Annotated in this window: 16 protein-coding genes, 1 tRNA gene and 1 pseudogene; 8 read left to right on the top strand and 10 right to left on the bottom strand. The window is 48.5% G+C overall.

The window, feature by feature from the left end:
• Positions 1–94 precede the first annotated feature (94 nt).
• Complete coding sequence (locus PCAR_RS04785; protein WP_148204299.1) at positions 95–1,291, top strand: hypothetical protein; 1,197 nt, start codon at positions 95–97, stop codon at positions 1,289–1,291.
• A gap of 175 nt (positions 1,292–1,466) precedes the next feature.
• Here the strand turns inward: PCAR_RS04785 and PCAR_RS04780 are convergent, their stop codons facing one another.
• Positions 1,467–2,087, bottom strand: coding sequence for an MAE_28990/MAE_18760 family HEPN-like nuclease (locus PCAR_RS04780; RefSeq protein ID WP_158447403.1), 621 nt, complete (start codon positions 2,085–2,087; stop codon positions 1,467–1,469).
• Positions 2,087–3,151, bottom strand: coding sequence for a DUF262 domain-containing protein (locus PCAR_RS04775; RefSeq protein WP_011340504.1), 1,065 nt, complete (start codon positions 3,149–3,151; stop codon positions 2,087–2,089). The genes PCAR_RS04780 and PCAR_RS04775 overlap by 1 nt, the downstream gene beginning before the upstream one ends.
• A 770-nt stretch (positions 3,152–3,921) precedes the next feature.
• Here PCAR_RS04775 and PCAR_RS04765 point away from each other — a divergent pair.
• Positions 3,922–3,997, top strand: a tRNA-Thr gene (locus PCAR_RS04765).
• 702 nt (positions 3,998–4,699) lie between these two features.
• Here PCAR_RS04765 and PCAR_RS04760 read toward each other — a convergent pair.
• On the bottom strand, positions 4,700–6,640 hold the full coding sequence (locus PCAR_RS04760; RefSeq protein WP_011340501.1) for a UvrD-helicase domain-containing protein: 1,941 nt from the start codon (positions 6,638–6,640) through the stop codon (positions 4,700–4,702).
• Positions 6,641–7,011: 371 nt separating this feature from the next.
• On the opposite strand from PCAR_RS04760, the gene PCAR_RS04755 reads away from it, so the two are divergent.
• From PCAR_RS04755 to istB, 4 genes are all read left to right on the top strand, one after another.
• Positions 7,012–7,230, top strand: a complete 219-nt coding sequence (locus PCAR_RS04755) for a glyoxalase superfamily protein (RefSeq protein WP_011340499.1) — start codon at positions 7,012–7,014, stop codon at positions 7,228–7,230.
• Positions 7,231–7,338: 108 nt separating this feature from the next.
• Positions 7,339–7,815, top strand: a complete 477-nt coding sequence (locus PCAR_RS18995) for a hypothetical protein (RefSeq protein ID WP_245523336.1) — start codon at positions 7,339–7,341, stop codon at positions 7,813–7,815.
• Positions 7,730–8,824, top strand: a complete 1,095-nt coding sequence (locus tag PCAR_RS04750) for a Mu transposase domain-containing protein (protein ID WP_245523323.1) — start codon at positions 7,730–7,732, stop codon at positions 8,822–8,824. Before PCAR_RS18995 ends, PCAR_RS04750 begins: the two co-directional genes overlap by 86 nt.
• Complete coding sequence (gene istB / locus PCAR_RS04745) at positions 8,821–9,588, top strand: IS21-like element helper ATPase IstB (RefSeq protein WP_011340498.1); 768 nt, start codon at positions 8,821–8,823, stop codon at positions 9,586–9,588. The genes PCAR_RS04750 and istB overlap by 4 nt, the downstream gene beginning before the upstream one ends.
• Before the next feature lie 568 nt (positions 9,589–10,156).
• Here the strand turns inward: istB and PCAR_RS04740 are convergent.
• The 4 genes from PCAR_RS04740 to PCAR_RS19200 all read right to left on the bottom strand — a co-directional run bounded on the left by PCAR_RS04740 (position 10,157) and on the right by PCAR_RS19200 (position 11,693).
• Positions 10,157–10,585 carry a protein-export chaperone SecB gene (locus PCAR_RS04740; protein WP_011340496.1) on the bottom strand — a complete coding sequence of 143 codons (429 nt, stop codon included), beginning with the start codon at positions 10,583–10,585 and terminating at the stop codon, positions 10,157–10,159.
• Position 10,586: 1 nt separating this feature from the next.
• The gene (locus tag PCAR_RS04735) at positions 10,587–11,069 is read right to left on the bottom strand and encodes a toxin-antitoxin system HicB family antitoxin (RefSeq protein ID WP_011340495.1); all 483 of its coding nucleotides are present in this window, start codon (positions 11,067–11,069) and stop codon (positions 10,587–10,589) included.
• Positions 11,056–11,316 (bottom strand): type II toxin-antitoxin system HicA family toxin, encoded by a 261-nt coding sequence (locus PCAR_RS04730; protein WP_011340494.1) that lies wholly within the window; start codon positions 11,314–11,316, stop codon positions 11,056–11,058. The genes PCAR_RS04735 and PCAR_RS04730 overlap by 14 nt, the downstream gene beginning before the upstream one ends.
• Before the next feature lie 182 nt (positions 11,317–11,498).
• On the bottom strand, positions 11,499–11,693 hold the full coding sequence (locus PCAR_RS19200; protein ID WP_425358611.1) for a thermonuclease family protein: 195 nt from the start codon (positions 11,691–11,693) through the stop codon (positions 11,499–11,501).
• A 588-nt stretch (positions 11,694–12,281) separates the two neighbouring features.
• Between PCAR_RS19200 and PCAR_RS17675 the strand changes: the two genes are divergently transcribed.
• Positions 12,282–13,967, top strand: a complete 1,686-nt coding sequence (locus PCAR_RS17675) for a glyoxalase superfamily protein (RefSeq protein WP_011340493.1) — start codon at positions 12,282–12,284, stop codon at positions 13,965–13,967.
• A gap of 222 nt (positions 13,968–14,189) precedes the next feature.
• Positions 14,190–14,399 (top strand): annotated as a pseudogene (locus PCAR_RS18275) (integrase core domain-containing protein); the annotation flags it as partial.
• A gap of 224 nt (positions 14,400–14,623) precedes the next feature.
• Here the strand turns inward: PCAR_RS18275 and PCAR_RS04720 are convergent.
• The 3 genes from PCAR_RS04720 to PCAR_RS04710 all read right to left on the bottom strand — a co-directional run bounded on the left by PCAR_RS04720 (position 14,624) and on the right by PCAR_RS04710 (position 17,183).
• On the bottom strand, positions 14,624–15,250 hold the full coding sequence (locus PCAR_RS04720; protein ID WP_011340492.1) for a LysE family translocator: 627 nt from the start codon (positions 15,248–15,250) through the stop codon (positions 14,624–14,626).
• 214 nt (positions 15,251–15,464) lie between these two features.
• On the bottom strand, positions 15,465–16,661 hold the full coding sequence (locus tag PCAR_RS04715; protein ID WP_011340491.1) for a multidrug effflux MFS transporter: 1,197 nt from the start codon (positions 16,659–16,661) through the stop codon (positions 15,465–15,467).
• 33 nt (positions 16,662–16,694) lie between these two features.
• Positions 16,695–17,183 (bottom strand): MarR family transcriptional regulator, encoded by a 489-nt coding sequence (locus PCAR_RS04710; protein WP_011340490.1) that lies wholly within the window; start codon positions 17,181–17,183, stop codon positions 16,695–16,697.
• Between the last annotated feature and the right edge of the window lie 57 nt (positions 17,184–17,240).

Genomic DNA, 17,240 nt, shown 5'->3' with positions numbered 1-17,240 from the left:
GGATCTGGGAAACAGCTCTTGGGATTCCGTAGTCGTAACCCCCGAGGGTTGGGGGATGGATTCGCCTCAATTCCCTTTCACAAGGACGGCAGCGATGACTGCCCTGCCCTTTCCCGACCAATCGGGAAAAATGGAAGAACTTTGGGATTTCGTCAATGTGAGATCCGAAGAAGCCCGACTGCTCCTCGCAGCCTGGATCATGTGCGCATTTTTCCAGAAAATGCCCCACCCCATCCTGGTGCTCCAGGGTCAACAGGGTGCGGCCAAATCCACTACGGCGAAAATGCTGCTGTCCCTCGTGGATCCCAGCGCAGTCCCTTTGCAATCGCTCCCTTCGTCGGAAAGGGACATCCTGATCGCGGCCCAGAATTCGTGGGTTTTGGCCTTTGACAACATTCGACGGCTCTCTCCCGAAACTTCGGATAGCATGTGTCGTCTATCGACGGGCGGTGGCTTGCGGACCCGGAAATTGTACACGGACTGCGACGAAATCTTTTTCAACGCGACCCGACCTTTGATTTTTACGGGCATCTACAACATCTGCAAAGAGCAGGATCTGTTGAGCCGCGCATTGGTCATCGAATTGGAGGCTATTTCGCACCATCAGCGAAAAACCGAAAGCGAGTTGATGGCCCGTTTTGAGGAAGCGCGTCCGCGCATTTTCGGAGGCATTCTGACAGCCCTCAGCGGAGTCTTGCGCGAACTCCCGCAGGTTCATCTTTCCAGCGCTCCTCGTATGGCCGATTTTGCGAAGATCGGGGTCGCATTGGAGCAGGCGATGGGTTTGAAACACGGGGCGTTTTTGGAGGCCTACGCCGCCAACATCAATCAAGCCATTGGCGCTAGTCTGGACGACGACCCGGTGGCCAAGGCTGTCATGGATCTGGTCACCGAAGAGGAAGAATGGAAGGGCACTGCTTCACGACTTCTCAAAGCCCTGAGCCGTTTTGTCTCCACCGAAGCGAAAAGATCGTCGGATTGGCCCAAAGCGCCCAATCGCCTCTCCAACCACTTGCGCCGTCTGGCTCCCGGACTGGCTGCGGCAGGTATCGATGTATCATTCGACCAGAACATCGGCGGGGAAAAGCGCGTAATCGGCATAGCGCCAAAAATCGGGGAAGAAATGGAGCAGGAGCAACCTCCGGTACCGGCCGCCGAAGTACGTATCGAACCTGGAGCGTCCGGTGAAAACCTTGAAAATACTGACACTTCCGAACCGACGGCCGAAACCACCGATGATTGTCTTCCAAAAATAGCTAAAAAATTCAGCTTAGAAGACTTCAAATTGTAAGTATGGGACCTACCGGCCGGACCGTCCGCCGGCCGGTAGGTTTTAGGATCTTCGAGCTTTTGCTTCTCTTAAACATTAATGGGTCTAGGGGTGAGTCGTTACGCTCCAGTTGATTATTCAGAAGTATCCGCCCCTTGTCCTCACCGATCTCGAAAAGGTCCGGGCCTCCAGGGCTTCATTGGGTTGAATATGGTGGTAACGACAGCCTATTATCGACCTGAATTGCGAGGTCGTACATAATATCATATACGGCATCCTCGTAAGTACGGTAGTATCCCACCTCTGAAATTATATTGTTTTCTCCGTGAGCAATCTGGTTACGGCGACCGACAAGTGTGTTCAGCTTTACCCGATGTTCCCTCACCTTATCGGCACTCAGGTCTGCGGCCTCCAAGAGCTCAATAAGCACGCTGGGCCACAAATTAGACTGAGTATCCACGTCGGGGAATTGAGGAGGAGCAGAGAGATGACATGATTGGAAATTGACGATCTCACTCAACAAATCTCCATTAGGCATATTTTTCAGTATTTTCAGCCGACTTCCTAAGGCAAATAATCTTGTAGACTGGGGCAAATCCCGACAAATAACACCAGATCTACCAATCACATCATAAAAGGAAGCCAAAGTATTTTTGCAAAAGCCTTCATAGTGAGCATAAAGCATTGCCCATGCTGCCCGTAAAAGCCCGAGTTTTTGGCCTGCAGTAACTCCTGGAGATGAAAGTAAAAGCCGCATATTTGCGATTTCTTTTTCCCTCCAGTCTAAGTCATTCGAGATGGTTTCCAAAATGCTCATCATTCACTCAGATATTTTGAAACCACCGAAATCCGGTTCTCTAGTTTTTGAATGGTGTTCGCCCCAGGACCTGTAGCTTCCAAAAAGTCAGGATCGGAAAAGGCTAACCGCAATTGGTCTTTAACATGCTGCGGTGTCATCTGTTCAATAGCCGGGTAATTATTGCTAAATGCACAAACTGCCGCTTCGTAGTAGGCCGGGGCTAATCTCCCGGTGGGCTCACCATCTTCATTGAATCGGGTAAATGCCTCATCCCCCGCCTTATCATTTATCAGTTTGAATACCTTTTCGAAATGACTGCGCTGTTCAGACAAGTTGAACCCGGCTCTCTGGAAGAGGACATCTTCCATAAATGAATCAAGCCACTCCTCAATGTTACCCTTATATCTTTCTCGATAAGTAGTGGCCGCGAAAAAGCGCAAAACCAGTTCTTCGTCCGCCCGTTTTTCCTTGAAAGAGTCCGGCAATCGGGATGTTGTTTCAATAAATGCAGGATACTTTGCCATTTCCTGAATGGCATCATAAAATAAATCGCCGCCATCAACCATGCGCGAACTACAGTTCCTGATTTCTTGGGCTGACAACAGAGAGCCTCCAGTATTCAGGCGTTTAAACATCTCATACTTAACAAATGCGTCTCCAGATTTGTTGATTATGGTTGCTCGAATTGGTGATCGCTTAACCTTCAACCGCACGGCCAAAGGAAGGTCCTGGAATCGTCGACCATTTAACTCAGGGAGGATATCACAACCGACCAGAATTAGTTCCGGTTCGCCAATTGCGGAGTGATCAAGAAACTGAAGAACCGAACTTGTTCTCTGCAAGCCATCAATTAACTCCAAAATGCCGTTATTGCCTTCAATTAGGAAAATGGGAGGTATCGGGAGGCCGAGAATAATCGACTCAATTAGCCTAGACCGCTGTTCAGTTGACCAACGGAACAGTCTTTGGTATTCAGGGCGAATGACTATCTCTTTATCATTGTGAAGGTTTAATATTTCCCCAAATGAAAAATCAACAGCGGTAGTGCGTATCTCACGGTTAAAATTTGATGTATCATCCATTTGATATCCCTCACCATGGTTTAGTTTCGCGGGAAAGATGAGTCTTTGTTATCCAACGAGTCTGTAGAAAAACACAATAACCCTCTCCGTTAGAAAGTCGCCTTTGAGGTCTTATCTCAGGTCCAATTTCTTAGATCGGAGAAGGTTTCTTATGCCCTGAAAATTTGTTTCTGAAGAAAATAAATTTTTCTCTTACAGCCTCAAAGGTCATGATAATCAGCAGAGACATGATGTTTCGGCCGCCACAACCCAATTTGCTTTTCAATTTAGCACCGAACTATTACAGCCAGGAAGCTTTTCACCCGCCGGATTGTGTCCAACTCCGAAGATTTTTGGATCGGTAAAGCGTAGCCTTAACACGCCTTTTTCTGGAGTCCACAAAAAATAAACAAAAATCAATGTAGCTAAACTAAACCCCTAAGGTCAAGCGTAAGATGTCTGAAAAGTTGTTTTCGGCTTTAAAGAAAACCGGAAAAGAAGGGTACGGGGAAATTTCCACTACCCCCCGAATATCGCAACAATGCTGAAGATCAGATCAATGTAACATCGAAATTTGGCGGTCCATCTGCGGTCCGCAAAGTGCTGAGAGTATTCTCTCAGCCTTTCTATTCCTTCGAAAAACTTTGCAAAACCATCCTCCCTCTCCCACCGATGCACAACTTTCCTCTCCGGCCCTTGAAAAACATGGCTTTCTCCGCCCTCTCCTCCTCCCCGAAAGAGATTGACATCCCGCCCGTTTTGCGCTAAATACATGGACCTCATACAGTTTTGCCACCCTAGCTCAGCTGGTAGAGCAACTGATTCGTAATCAGTAGGTCGTCGGTTCAAATCCGATGGGTGGCTCCATAAAATCAAGGGGTTAGCGATTTTCTTGCTAACCCCTTGCTGGTTTTTGTCTTTTAGGTAGCGCATAGGTAGCAATAAAATTTCGGTCCCTCCATCCTGAGAGAGCCTTCAATCCTTACCTCGAACCGTACATAATAGTTTTGTTTCGCACCCAAACTATTCTCAAAAAGGGCAGTTCAGTTAAAGATTAAATTTTTCATAACAGTTTTGCATGGCCAAGCCTAACCTTGAAGCTCGCCGTTAAGTGTCCGAGTTGCCCACGGAAAATTCAACTCACGTCACAAACCAGAAATGCTTCAATATTCCCCCTATCCTTTTCTGCGAAAAGTGAACTCACAATTCCATTAACCACAGCAAAACATTACCCTGAAAATCCCAAACTTTCTTTTTATAAAATCAGCTTACTGCAAGATTTGCAGGTTTTAGAAAAATACAAGGTAGGGGCGGCCAAATTATAGCGCTCGGGATACCAGGCGCAAAACCCTTCCCCATCCTCCCACCTAGCATTTCCAAGGCACTATATAGTGCCTTGACCTCACCCCGCTGACTGGGCCAGTTGCAGGCTAGTGATTCCAGGAATTGGAGGAAAAGTTTCGGCATCGCCTCTTAAGAATGTGCAACATCTATTCAAGGGGGAGTTTAAGGAAACATCTCGACATAGGTCGTATTATTACAAATGTCCTACAGCTCAAGTACGCGGCATTACGATTGCGATCCATTTTTTTCTTCAATCCATTCTTGAAGGGCGATTGGTGCCAGAAGCACATGCTTGGTTCGGGTAATCGCAACATAAAGGGCTGAGCTTGCCTTAGCGTAAGATTTTTGCTCCTCATCCCATAAGACATCAACTGTATCCGGGGCCAACATCAGCCGGTTAAATTCCATGTTACGAGAATCTTCGGCGCGTCCAACGGCATAAGAGTTGTCGACTTCTGTGATCTTGGATCTGGCCATGGCCCAGTCCTTGGCTGCATATCCCCGTTCGAGCATCTTGTAAATTCCCTTAAAACTGCTATTGCCTTGATTTTGAAAATAGTCGACCAGCTCTGACCATTTCCAGAACTTCCTCAGATCTCGATGCGTCGGACATATCCCGAAATTTTTTAGGCTCAAAACATCGCTGACAAAGGCATGGATGTCCTTAATATTAGAGATAAGTTTGAAATTGATATTTTCGTTTGCCAGTCTCTGAATCCACTCCCATAACGACCATTCGTTTGAGACCAAGATAGTCGTAGGGAGATCCGGGATAGAGGCTTTTTTGTAATATTGCACGTCAGAGATGATCTCTGAATTACCGCAATATAGACCTCTTGACTCAAGGGGGTGGGCATTGATTACGGGATTTATAATTTCTGACAGTTTGGTTCCGGAACGATATGAATGGGTAATCCTGCGTTCGCGAATGCTTAAAGATCGCTGATGTGAAACACCTTTGAGGTTCTGGAAGCACTCACCAAGAGTGATTGTATTCTGGGGACTTACGTCGAGAATTTGCAGGATGGAAGGCTCAATGTCATGCGCTTCATCAATTATCACAAAAGAAAAACGTGCCGGGATCGGCAGCCCCAACAAAGAGACCAGTTTGACCTGATGATATACCCGTACGGGTAGTTCTATGCCCTGACTTGGCTGTCGCGTTATTTCCCAAATACCATTGGCTGCCTTGAGCACCGCCTCGGAAAGCCAAGCAAATTCTGCCGACGAGGTCTTTTGGCTAAATTCTGTAAACCAATTTGGGAGATGATGGTTCCCGATCACGGTATCAGCACTAAAGCAATAATTGCTTACCGTACCGATCGCTGCTAGAACAAGGGTTTTGGAGGTGACTTGCCCGATTGGTGTCAGGTTGAATAAGGCAATGATTTCCTTATGAGGAAACGGCATGTTTTGGGGAGAGGTGTTCTTAAGGTGAGAAAATTCGACGGGGAGGATCTCTGACACCAAATGCCCGAATGTCTTATGGGTGTATTTCTTTCGTAGTTCTTTTGGTAACGCCTGAATCTGGTTGTATGTATAGGTGAGGATCAGCATTTCGTTTGGGTTAACCCCTCGAGATTCAAGCACCTCCAGAAGCTTGGCGATCAGAAATGTCTTCCCGGTTCCAGCATAGCCCTGCAGATGAAGCGGTTCATCAATCTCGGAGGCTACAAGATTGATAATTCGCGCCTGTTCTTCGGTCAGAAAGTAAGAGCGGTTCGTTCTGACAATGCTTTCCCCTAGATAAAGTCCGCCTGTGTACCTTTTTTTGAATTCAAAGTCCCACTCTTGTTTCGCTGTCAGATAGTCTCTTTTCTGGATGGTTTCGCTAGTGACCAGCTTGACCCCTAGTCGATACATGTCGGAGGCGCCAGCCTTAATCATTTTGATCGCCAGATTCTCAATCAGCCCTCTTTTGAGGATATCTGCACGTCCTTTTTGCGTTTCTGCGCAGGCGATATCGAAAGTGTCGCTGAGGATTCTTTCAAGAGCTAGAACGTTGAACGTTTTTTTTATGAGGTTTGGAATCTGCTGCAGGGCAAACAGCCCGAGTATTTCATCCAAGTGGGTTTCTGCAAGCACGGCTTGAAAAGAAGAGCCGGCCTCAAGCAGGCCATAAAGAGTTTTTCCTGATACGGGTATATATAGGGTTTCTTGCAGCATGCGGCACTCCTCCTGCGAGCCTTCAAGTTGCAGTTGATATATTCGGCTTCTTAAAGTTTCGTTACCAATTAAACCAGTCATACAATTCACACACAAGACAAAACCGCTCATCAAGCTTAGCATAAAGGCTTTACATGCCCCTTTTGGGCCGGTATCCTGAGACAGCTTCATACAACTGCGCAAGCGACCCTATGGGGCACTATGGCCTGTCGCGCCACCCGTCCGCACCGACAGCTTGTCGGAAAGGTAAAGCGACCATTACTCACAACCACCAAAGAGACCCCTCATAGCATCTGTCACCGGGTCAGTAACGCGGGCAACTGACATTCTTTGGTAAAGGACAGATTCGATTTATTAGGGAGATTCTCTTGATGAAGTCTTTTGATTCCGTTGAGCATGCGAAAGCTCACGCGAAAAAACTCACGCTTCCCCTCCTACAATCAGTCATCCCCAATGCAAAACTTGCTAACGCTCTTGAGTTAATCGCCAAAGAGTCAGGCTTTAAGACTTGGCGAGCGCTCAAGTCGCACTTGGAGTCGCCCGCCTACCGTTTTGGACTTCAAAATCTCGGCATGGTTTTGATAATCTAAATTTGACCAGTTTAAGGGCCTTGTGATTACCCAAAAATGACCACCCCCGGCATTCCTTCGGTACTATGGTTTTTCACCACGACAATCGAAGGAGAGAGGATGCTCAGGATGGATCAATACGAACACGTTCGCACGGCCCATCGGGTCTACGGCCAAACCATCAGCGAGATCGCCCGCATTACCGGCCACTCGCGCAACACCATACGCAAGGCGCTCAGCGAATCCCACAGCGGCTATTCGCCGCGCCAGCAGCAGCCCTATCCAGTACTCGGCCCATTCATGAAGACCATCGACGACTGGTTGAGCGAAGACAAGGACCGACCTCGCAAACAACGCCATACCGCCCAGCGCGTCTTCGACCGGTTGGTGGCCGAGCGCGGCTTTACCGGCAGTGCCTCCAACGTGCGCAAATACAGTGCGCGAGGCCAAAGAGCGGCTGGGAATCAATGCTCAGCGGGCCTTTATTCCGCTGAAACCCGAACTCGGTCAGGAAGCCGAGGTGGATTGGGGCACGGCCACGGTCATCCTGCAGGGTCAGGCGATGAAGGCCAAGTTTTTCTGCATGCGCTCGAAAGGTTCGGGTAAACCGTTTGTCCGCCTGTATCCCTGCGAACGCCAACAGGCCTTCTTCGATGGCCTGATGCACGCTTTCGCCTTTTTCGGCGGGGTCTTCCCACGGCTGATCTTTGACAACCTCACCAGCGCGGTACGCAAGGTGCTGCAGGGCAAGGCAAGGGTGGAACAGGAGTCCTTCACCCGCTTTCGGGCCTATTACAATTTCGAGGCACGTTTCTGCAATTCGGACGCCGGACATGAAAAGGGCGGCGTCGAGGGCCTGGTCGGTTTTGCACGGCGCAATTTCATGGTGCCGATACCCGAGGCACAGTCTCTTGACGAGATCAACGAGCGTCTGCTGCAGCAATGCATTGCCTACGGCCGGCACACCATCAGCGGCAGGGATAAGCCGGTAAAGGTGCTCTTTAAAGAAGAGCGTTCCTGCCTGCTGGCCCTGCCCGAGGTGCCCTTTGTCAACACGCGGCTGCTGTCGGCCAAGGCGGACAAGTACGCCACCGTCATCGTCGACAAGAACCGTTACTCCGTGCCGACCGCCCTGGTCGGCCGCACCCTGCGGGTGATCTGCCACGTCGATCAGGTGGAGATCTTCGCCCAGGGACGGCGCGTGGCCGGCCATCGGCGTCTGTTCGCCAACAACCAGTGGCAGCTTGATCCCGACCACTACCTGGAACTGCTCCAGCAGCGTCCGCAGGCTTTCCACAGCGCCCGCCCGATCCGCGATTGGAAGAAGCGCTGGCCGCAGGCCATGCACCAGCTTCTGGAGCGTTTTTGCCAGAGTCACGGCGAAAACCGCGGCATCAAGGCGTTCATCGAGGTGCTGCTGTTTCGTCATCACCCGGCCGAACAGGTCCAGCAGGCCATTGCCACGGCCGTTAAGGCTGAGATCAGCGCCAGCGCTGGTGTCCAGCATCTGCTGCACCGCAACCAGCCCACGCCGCAGATTGTTTCCCTGGAGCGCTACGCCCGGCTGCCCGAGGCCGACATCTCGGTCTATGCCCGACTGGGAGGTGGATCATGAGCCGAGCCGCCGACGCGCTGCTGGTGCAACACAACCTCAAGGCCCTGAACCTGACCAACATGGCCCGTCACTTTGAACAGCAGTTGCGTCAGGCCCGAGACGGCGGCCTCGACTACAGCCAGTTTCTGCTGGAGCTGACCGAGCTGGAGCTGCGCATCCGCTGCGAGAACCGCGAGAAACGCCGCCTCAAGGAGGCGAAGTTTCCGTTGCTCAAATCCTTGGAAACCTTCGATTTCGAAGCCGTCCCTCAGCTTGACAAGCGCCTGGTACGGGACCTGGCGGCAGGCGATTACCTCAAGGACCGTCGCAACGTGATCCTGATGGGAAAAAGCGGCACCGGCAAGACCCATCTGGCCACCGCCCTGGGCATCGAAGCCTGCCGCCAGAGCAAACGGGTACGCTTCGTCACCGGCTACGCCCTGGCCAACGAATTGATCGAAGCGCGTACCGAAAAGGACTTGAGCCGCCTGCTCGGAAAATACGCCCGGCTTGACCTGCTCATCCTCGATGAACTCGGGTACGTGCCCTTTTCCAAGGAAGGGGCGGAACTGCTCTTTCAGATTCTGGCCGAGCGTCATGAGCGCGGGTCGGTGGTCATCACCACCAACCTCGGTTTTGCCGACTGGACCCAGGTCTTCGGCGGCCCCAACATGACCGCCGCGCTCTTGGATCGGCTCACCCACCGTGCCCGTATTATCGAATGCACCTGGGACAGTTACCGCCTCAAGCAATCCCTGAAAGGAGGTAGAAAGAAAACAACGTAGCTTTGAAAACCGCCCGTTTATCACCCGCTGGGGGTGGTCAAAATTCGGTAATCACAGGTGGTCAATTTTCGGTTGTCATTTCCAGTCACATTTTCGAAATTCCATTTTCAACCCCTTGCGGGGACAAGCAAATTTTCAGACCTCTATCTAGCGAAAGATCGGGCACTTCGCGTCACCCCCGTGACCTGCCCTACCAAGGACCCGTAAGTGCCCACAGGACGATGTTTTCGCCCTGTGCCATGCGCTCTGCTGCCATGCATGTGAGAGGGGGGGTAGCACTTCGTGGTGCGTTGCTTGTAAGGGAGATGTAGGGCTGTGGTGGGGTGGCCGGGATACTGGTCCACGGCTTGGCGGCCACTGTGTCGCGTGTGTTGCCGGTCATCCGTTCTGGTAAATTGCGCAGGTCAGTTGAATTGTTCTGTTTCAGATTCGCATCCCGCCTCATCCTTGCCCGTTCCTGCTCAATCTTCTTTAGCTTACGGAACTCACCAGCATAGATAGGGATGTTTGAGAATGGAAAAATAAAAATCGGGTATGAAAATTGTTCATACCCGATCAAGCTTCGTAGCTATTTCTTGATTTTTAAGACAGGCAAGGTGAAAGGAGGAAGTCCTGTTTTTGCCATTGAGCTTTGAATCAACTCTCTAGCAAAGGGATGCAGATTCATAGGAACGTTTCTTTTTTGAAACATTTCAAGTAAATCTTCATCGGCTTTCATTTCTGTATGATAGAGAAGAAGATATTTTGCTTTTAAATCAAAAACCTTCCTAGTCTTTTTTTCGTCTTCAGAAACTTCCTCCACAGAGAAATTAATCTCTTGATTAATTTCGAGAAACTCATTTTTAAGTTTTGAGGCAACTTTTCCCAGGCCAAAATTGGCTGTAAACTTTGGATAAATTTTTGGATCCGGGAAGGCTAGCCTTTTGTATTGAGTTGAAGACAGATAAATATCAACAAGCTCAATGCTTCCAATAAATTCAGAGTATTTCTTGTCCATATCACATTCCCACAGCACGGCGATAACACGAAAAAGGCACAACTGTTGGGCTTGGTTTCGTAACAGAAAATTTTACTTCAGGCACAGGCTCAGGTGTCAAACACAGATCTTGCACCAATATCCCAACCTGCCAAATCGCCTGTCTCTCAGCTAACAGAGCTACAATGTGTTGATTTAAGCTTACACCTTCCCTCTCAGCCGCCATGGCAAGCTTGCCATGCATAGACTTGGGCATACGTAACGGAAATTTTCCGCTATAACTCGTCTCTCTCAAAGCTTCAGGTAAAGGGATATCCAAGCCATCTTCAATGGCTGTGGCTAACCATTCACGCATAGCATCTTCAATCATCTCCAAGGCTTCGGCTTTAGTCTCACCAACAGAAATGCAGCCTTCGAACTCGTTGACTTTAACAAAATAGCTACCATCATCGGGGATAATTGTAGTTGCATATGGAAGGCTCATGTATTCTTCAACAGTTTTCATCGTACCACTCCTCCAGGTTCAGTTGTTTGATGACGCTTTTCACATATGCCTGGTTGACGGGTCTTTTCTTTGGAACCGTAATTGGATAGGAGCCCTGCTTTCTAAAGGTGTAATGGCTGCTGCCGCCGCGCGGCTGGCAGCATGTAAACCCGAATCCCTCTAAAAGGCGTTTCAGTTCTTCGAACCTAACATTTTTGGGATTGCTCAGAACCGTTTCGACTAATTTTAAAAGTCGTTTTTCTGTCATGCAGAGCTCCTATGTGGGACTTGCATGATATCACATACGATATCACAATCAATAAAAAAATCAAAAACCAACTATTTGTCCTTATCAGAAAAAAGCCCGAAGCGTCACGCCTCGGGCCAGTGATTCCCATTACCACTTCGGCTTTTTCCCACCGTCATACGATTTCGCCAATCCCCGATCGATCAACTTCTGCCTAGGCTGCTTTCATCCACAAACACATCGGCTACGATCCGGAAATATTTCCCTCGCTGCATGTTCCGTAAAACAATCCGCTGGCCTACACGTGATCGCTGAACCGTGTACTGTTTCGCCCGCCTGGCCAAAGCCTTCACTGTGGGCCGATTATCTCTCATTTCAGGTGTATCGATGCCGTTAATCTGGATTCCAATCCGTTCACCAACGACGGGCGGGTAACCCTGAAGGTTTACCCGGAAAGTGTTCCGATCTTAGATACTGATCACCTTAGGAAACCGTAAACCATAAGGGAAATCGCCCCACCACATAAGGCAGTGTCGCCCGCAATGGGAGCAAAAGTTTCCGCGAACATTCGCCCGACAATCTGGGCAGGCCATGACACAATCCTTCCCCCTAACGTTCTGCCTATTAAAAACGCAGTATCAATTTGTGATGCACAACGAAAAGAAAACCCCGGTCTGGTGATCAGAGGCATTCGATAAAACGTCTTGCTTGCTTAACTCTGCGACAGTTGTGAGATACGTCGATGACCAGAATATATGTATTGACTTTCGTTAAATTATCTCCTTTACTAAAGACAAGGGCTTTGCGGAGTCCTGACCGCTCGCAGGCTTTAATGCCATGGTGAAGCTCTTCGCAACCGCAAGCACATCAAGTTTTTCCTCATCCGAATCGGTCGACAGCAAACTTCCAAAAGGGCTGTTCGGTTCGTCAACGCGAGCACACGAAACGCCGGGCGGCAACTATCCATACTTTTTGGAGGTATAGTTATGTCCATCGCTTCAATGTCAAACTCTCTCCCCATAGTTCAAGCTAAGAAAAAAGCCAAGCGCCTCAAATCATTTCTCAAACCCCGATTGCCAGAAATAAGTCTTGGCGAGTGTCTGAACATTATTTCAAGGCTGGAGAATGAGAGAGATTGGAATTCTTACCTCGCCAAACTGCAACAAGCAGCATCAACTAGAGAGCACGGGGATAAGGCCGAGAATTACATAAAAAAAACAATCCTCCCGTTGATCGCCAGTATTGCTGCCAAGCACAAGATGAACGTTATTTTGGATCCGGCCAAAATAGAGAACTGTGAAGCTACGGATCTACAGCCGAATCGAAAAAGAATATCAATGCGCATTGAGCCTATTCAGCCACACGGAGGAACCTATTGTGAGCCTTTTCTTGATGCCTCTATGACATCACTGAGATTTGGGTGTGATTGGACCAATGTTAAACTCAACTTCATCTTTCCAAAAGAAGCATTCTCTGTTGTGGCAAAACTCATATCTGGAAATAAAATTTGTAACGACGCTGAACCACAAATAACCCGCTTCGAAACCCTGCAAGAGAAACAATACATGCTTACGCTCAACACAAGCGGCGTCAGCGACACAGTAGACCACGGCCTAAACATTCAGACTGATCAAACGATGTTAAAGGTCTTGCAAAAGGGTTTCGACCGATTCTTCGTGCGCTATTGCAGGGTGATAAATGCATATATGGCTCTGCGTGGGCGATGGGGCAATAAGAAGCTCGTTACAAATTTGGAAAATTCCATCTGGAAATTGAACTGCGACGACCCTACATACATGGCCGTTTCAAACTATTTCTATTCTACAACTATTGCAGGCCTTGTTTTTCATGGTGTTCTTGGCAGTGCTGGACCTTATATTCTCGGGGAGGATGGCTCGATTGAAATAGGGGTATGTTCCATCATTTACCTTGAGAATGAGGATAACGAGACACCGAAGGGTTATTACATTGCAAAATACGGCGATAGTTGGCAAACGTCAATTTACCTGAAGGGGTTCAATGAAAGTGACATCAATACACTCACCGCTGAATTCGGAATACCCAGGGGCCGTTTTCCCGAAAAAGAGACTTCATTTTATCAAACATCTGCATTCGATGCCCTTTGCGATTGGACGGTGAAGAATCCCCTCTACGCAAAAAGAGTCGGTCGGGACGAGGGAAGGTATCTCCCCGACTGGTACGAGAAAGTGGTCGCAAGGAAATTCACCCAAGACACAAAAACTACTAAGCAAGATTTCTTAAATGCAATCGAAAAAGAGCCATACCTGATCGACCAAGGAATTCGGTGCAGTTTCCACATCGACCAGAAGAAGTCTGCAGAAGAAAATAAAGCAGTATTTCATAGCCAAAGAGAATCATTTGCACGCTTTGGTTACAAGGAATTTATTCTTTGCTGCGAATGGCTCCATGGATGCAACCAGAGGAAAACAATCAATTCATCTTTTAGCAGCTACAAGCTGAAACACATGGTTGAGGCTTGGGCAAGGAAAAGTGGTAAAGGCAATCAGTACGTGAGCAATGGAGCATTTATTGCTGCTGCAATTCACATGGGATTTGACTGGAAACCTGACTTCGATTCGCCGAATGTCAGATTTAACATTTCAGGGAAATCTCCAGCTATAACAGCATTAAAAGAAACTGTTATCATTTGAGGTAATATAAGAATAGGGGGTGCCATAAAAGCACCCCCTTCATTCGCAAACTGCCCCTGTCTTAATAGGTCAAAATGGAGGTATGTCAATGAAATGGTGATGCCAGACCGCTCTAAAAGTCGTTTTGTGAGCTTCACCGATACATTCAAGCAAAGTCCCATAATTCCCGCAAACCGGAACACGTAGGGCCTCTCTATTAAAAATTGCTGGGTGGTTTAGAGCTACATCCAGCCAGGAAATCCGCAGCAGAACGCTTACATTGAGCGCTATAATCGGACGGTCCGCTATGACTGGCTGTCGCAATATTTATTTGATTCCATAGCTGAAGTTCAGGACTATGCAACTCGTTGGCTCTGGACATACAACAATGAACGACCGAATATGGCAAACGGTGGAATGACACCGAAACAGAAGCTGGCCATGGCGGCCTGAACCCTACTTTTGAGTCCTGTTAAAAATGGGATGATTACCCTCAGATATTCCAAGCGTTACCACCCCACCATGGGCCAACTTAAAGAAATGAGATATCAATTCAACACAGACAAGCCAGTGGTAGCCCAAGAGGCAGAATTACGAACGTCTTGGGATCAGAGACTTTAGGTTGGGAATTGCTGCATAGTTAATCCAGCAAATCGTCAGGTGAATACATTTGCTGCTTACTGCCTTATCGTAGCAAGTTTCAGTGCGAGGCCCATAAAAACAGTACCGGCAATTTTATTCAGGATGTTCTGAGTTCTGTCCGAGCGCTTAAGCAAGCCACCAAGGGTACCTGCAAGAAGCGCAATGCCTCCGAACACCAGTATTGTCGCTAGAATGAATAATCCCCCAAGCAGAACAAGTTGGACAGCTACGGGACCTTTGGTTGGTTCGGTAAATTGTGGAAGAAAGGCCAGAAAAAAAATGGATACTTTTGGATTTGTGATGTTCATGATGATGCCACGAGCATACAACTTCCGGTAACTGACAATTCCTTCCGGCCCGCCCTGGATAGTCTCTGCTGAGGCTCGAAAGGCTTGCCACGCGAGATAAACGAGATAAGCCGCACCCAGTAATTTGAGAACTGAAAAAGCAAGAATGGATGTTTGAAAAATTATAGCGACTCCAAGGGAAACAGCGATAGTATGTGCAATAAGCCCAGTACACAAACCGAGCATAACAATGAGTCCCGGCCCCTTTCCACGCAAAGCAGACTGCGTCAGAACAAAGATGTTGTCAGGGCCTGGTGCAAGGCCCAGTAAAACAGAGACGCTGAAAAAGGTCATTATCGTTTCGGTAGATAGCATATCATCACCTTGTTATCGGTTCGCACCAGCAAGACGGACATGACATGATCTGTCGATGCGACACAAGTTGGCATCCCTTCCCCCCGGCAAATCGACTTCAATGTTTTTCCGTATTTTTGAATAGCTATGTAGTGTGCATCCAGAAACTCAGGATGCACACTGCGTAGTTTTATCTGTCAGATATGCACCCATTTCGTTCTTTCAGGGTTTAGGATCATGCTGGCTGTCGGATGAAGGAGCGCTCCCTGAGGAGCAGCCAGAGGCTGCCGCAAACTATCCCTACAGTAAGCTGCATGAGCCCCAGGCTAGGAATCAGCTCGCTTTGCGTTTCAAAGGATATGAGAAACATGCCCACGCTCCCCATGAATAACGCCATGAAATTGATCAGGGAGGCTGCGGACCCGGTATCCTTGTCCTGTTGGGATAAGAGCAGATTGGCTGTAGGTGGCCGCATCATGCTGATGGCAACAGTGGCCGTTAGCATTGGCAGGGCAAACATCACTGGTGATGAGTCGCCGGTCGCCTCAATACAAATGCCGCTGACAGTTAAAAGGGCCAGACAACCTGAAATAATATGGGCGGATGATATCCTTCTGGACAACTTGATGTACAGCAAAGGGCCCACAAGAGATCCCAGTGCATTTAGACCGAAATAATAACTGTACATTTGTTCTGACATCTCAAAGCCCTGAATATAAACATAGGCTGATGCGCCTATAAAGGCAAGTAACGGCAGCGGCACCAGAGAAAACAGAATCAGGGGGACGGCGAATCCGGGGTTTTTCAGCACCACACCGAGTCGGGCAAGGGAATGAGTAAGAGATCCTCCATATCGCGTTTCAAGAGTTTCATCCAGAAGCAGGGAAAGGCACAGGGACAGCACTCCGACCCCTGTTAAAACCCAGAAAATAGCATACCAGGACATGACCTTCAGGATTATAGCCCCTGCTACCGGAGCTACAACCGGTGCTACAACAACCATGGCCATGACAATAGCCAGGACCGATTCCCGTTTTCGTCCTGAATAGAGATCCTTGACCATGGCCGTGACCACTGCTTCGGCTGCCCCGCCGCCAAAACCTTGGACTACCCTGGCAATAATAAGCATCGTTACGTTGCCTGAAAGGGCGCACCCGGCGCTGCCCAAAGTGTAGAGGGTCAGTCCTATGAGAAGAATCGGCTTTCTTCCGTATTTCTCACTGACAGGTCCCCAAACAAGTATTCCCAAGGCAAAACTAATCAAAAAAAGGCTAAGGCTCAGATTGACCAAAGTCTGATTTGATTGCAGCGTCTTCACCACATGGGGAAGTGCCGGCAAGTAAAGGTCAGTAGACAAGGGTGGAAAGGCACTAAGCAGAGCAAGCATAACAATAATTGACCGATCGCTGAAATATCTCTGCTTGGTATTCATTTAAAGAACTCCTGAATGTTTTAACCCAATTTCTTATTTTTCTTTATTGCAAACTTTAATTTCGTCCTGAAGGACCTTGTTCAGAGTAACCATGACGTTGTGCCATTTCTCAAAACTTTCCATGCCCATCTTATTGACCAGAATTTCAAACCAGTGAGTCAACTGTGTTCGGACATGACTCACATGGGCATCGAAATCAGGATTTACCGAGAGCAGAACTTCTCTTCTATTCTCCGGATTGACTTCGCGCAAGACCAGACCTGACTTGACCATCCTTTCCACCAGAGCTGATGCCGCAGCTTTGGACATTCGCATCGCCTCTGCAAACTGCTTCAAGGCGCAAGGGGATATATTTTTCAAGATCAAAGCGGCATGAAGGTGATTGGAGGACACGTTTTTAAAGGCGTCATCAATCATCTCTGATTTAATATTCTTGATCACAATGGACTCCAGGTAGTCTTTTAGAAGGCCGTCGGTCTCAACAATGAAAGCCACCTTGGCTTTGAATGAACTATCTGCCATCTGACATCTCCCCGATATACTTACGGTCGGCTTACTCTGAATAATCGCCAGGAGTAA

Source organism: Syntrophotalea carbinolica DSM 2380 (assembly GCF_000012885.1).
Taxonomy (GTDB): Bacteria; Desulfobacterota; Desulfuromonadia; order Desulfuromonadales; family Syntrophotaleaceae; genus Syntrophotalea; species Syntrophotalea carbinolica.
Note: the sequence above shows the minus strand (reverse complement) of the source record. Positions and strands in the feature narration are given on the sequence as shown.

What these genes read in the sequence shown, in the direction of transcription:
- PCAR_RS04760 (WP_011340501.1), bottom strand. Translation starts at nt 6,640, where the DNA reads ATGCTGCAAGAAACCCTATATATACCCGTATCAGGAAAAACTCTTTAT.
- PCAR_RS04735 (WP_011340495.1), bottom strand. Translation starts at nt 11,069, where the DNA reads ATGAAAACTGTTGAAGAATACATGAGCCTTCCATATGCAACTACAATT.
- istB (WP_011340498.1), top strand. Translation starts at nt 8,821, where the DNA reads ATGAGCCGAGCCGCCGACGCGCTGCTGGTGCAACACAACCTCAAGGCC.
- PCAR_RS04775 (WP_011340504.1), bottom strand. Translation starts at nt 3,151, where the DNA reads ATGGATGATACATCAAATTTTAACCGTGAGATACGCACTACCGCTGTT.
- PCAR_RS04755 (WP_011340499.1), top strand. Translation starts at nt 7,012, where the DNA reads ATGAAGTCTTTTGATTCCGTTGAGCATGCGAAAGCTCACGCGAAAAAA.
- PCAR_RS04780 (WP_158447403.1), bottom strand. Translation starts at nt 2,087, where the DNA reads ATGAGCATTTTGGAAACCATCTCGAATGACTTAGACTGGAGGGAAAAA.
- PCAR_RS04730 (WP_011340494.1), bottom strand. Translation starts at nt 11,316, where the DNA reads ATGACAGAAAAACGACTTTTAAAATTAGTCGAAACGGTTCTGAGCAAT.
- PCAR_RS18995 (WP_245523336.1), top strand. Translation starts at nt 7,339, where the DNA reads ATGGATCAATACGAACACGTTCGCACGGCCCATCGGGTCTACGGCCAA.
- PCAR_RS17675 (WP_011340493.1), top strand. Translation starts at nt 12,282, where the DNA reads ATGTCCATCGCTTCAATGTCAAACTCTCTCCCCATAGTTCAAGCTAAG.
- PCAR_RS04720 (WP_011340492.1), bottom strand. Translation starts at nt 15,250, where the DNA reads ATGCTATCTACCGAAACGATAATGACCTTTTTCAGCGTCTCTGTTTTA.
- PCAR_RS04710 (WP_011340490.1), bottom strand. Translation starts at nt 17,183, where the DNA reads ATGGCAGATAGTTCATTCAAAGCCAAGGTGGCTTTCATTGTTGAGACC.
- PCAR_RS04715 (WP_011340491.1), bottom strand. Translation starts at nt 16,661, where the DNA reads ATGAATACCAAGCAGAGATATTTCAGCGATCGGTCAATTATTGTTATG.
- PCAR_RS04785 (WP_148204299.1), top strand. Translation starts at nt 95, where the DNA reads ATGACTGCCCTGCCCTTTCCCGACCAATCGGGAAAAATGGAAGAACTT.
- PCAR_RS04740 (WP_011340496.1), bottom strand. Translation starts at nt 10,585, where the DNA reads ATGGACAAGAAATACTCTGAATTTATTGGAAGCATTGAGCTTGTTGAT.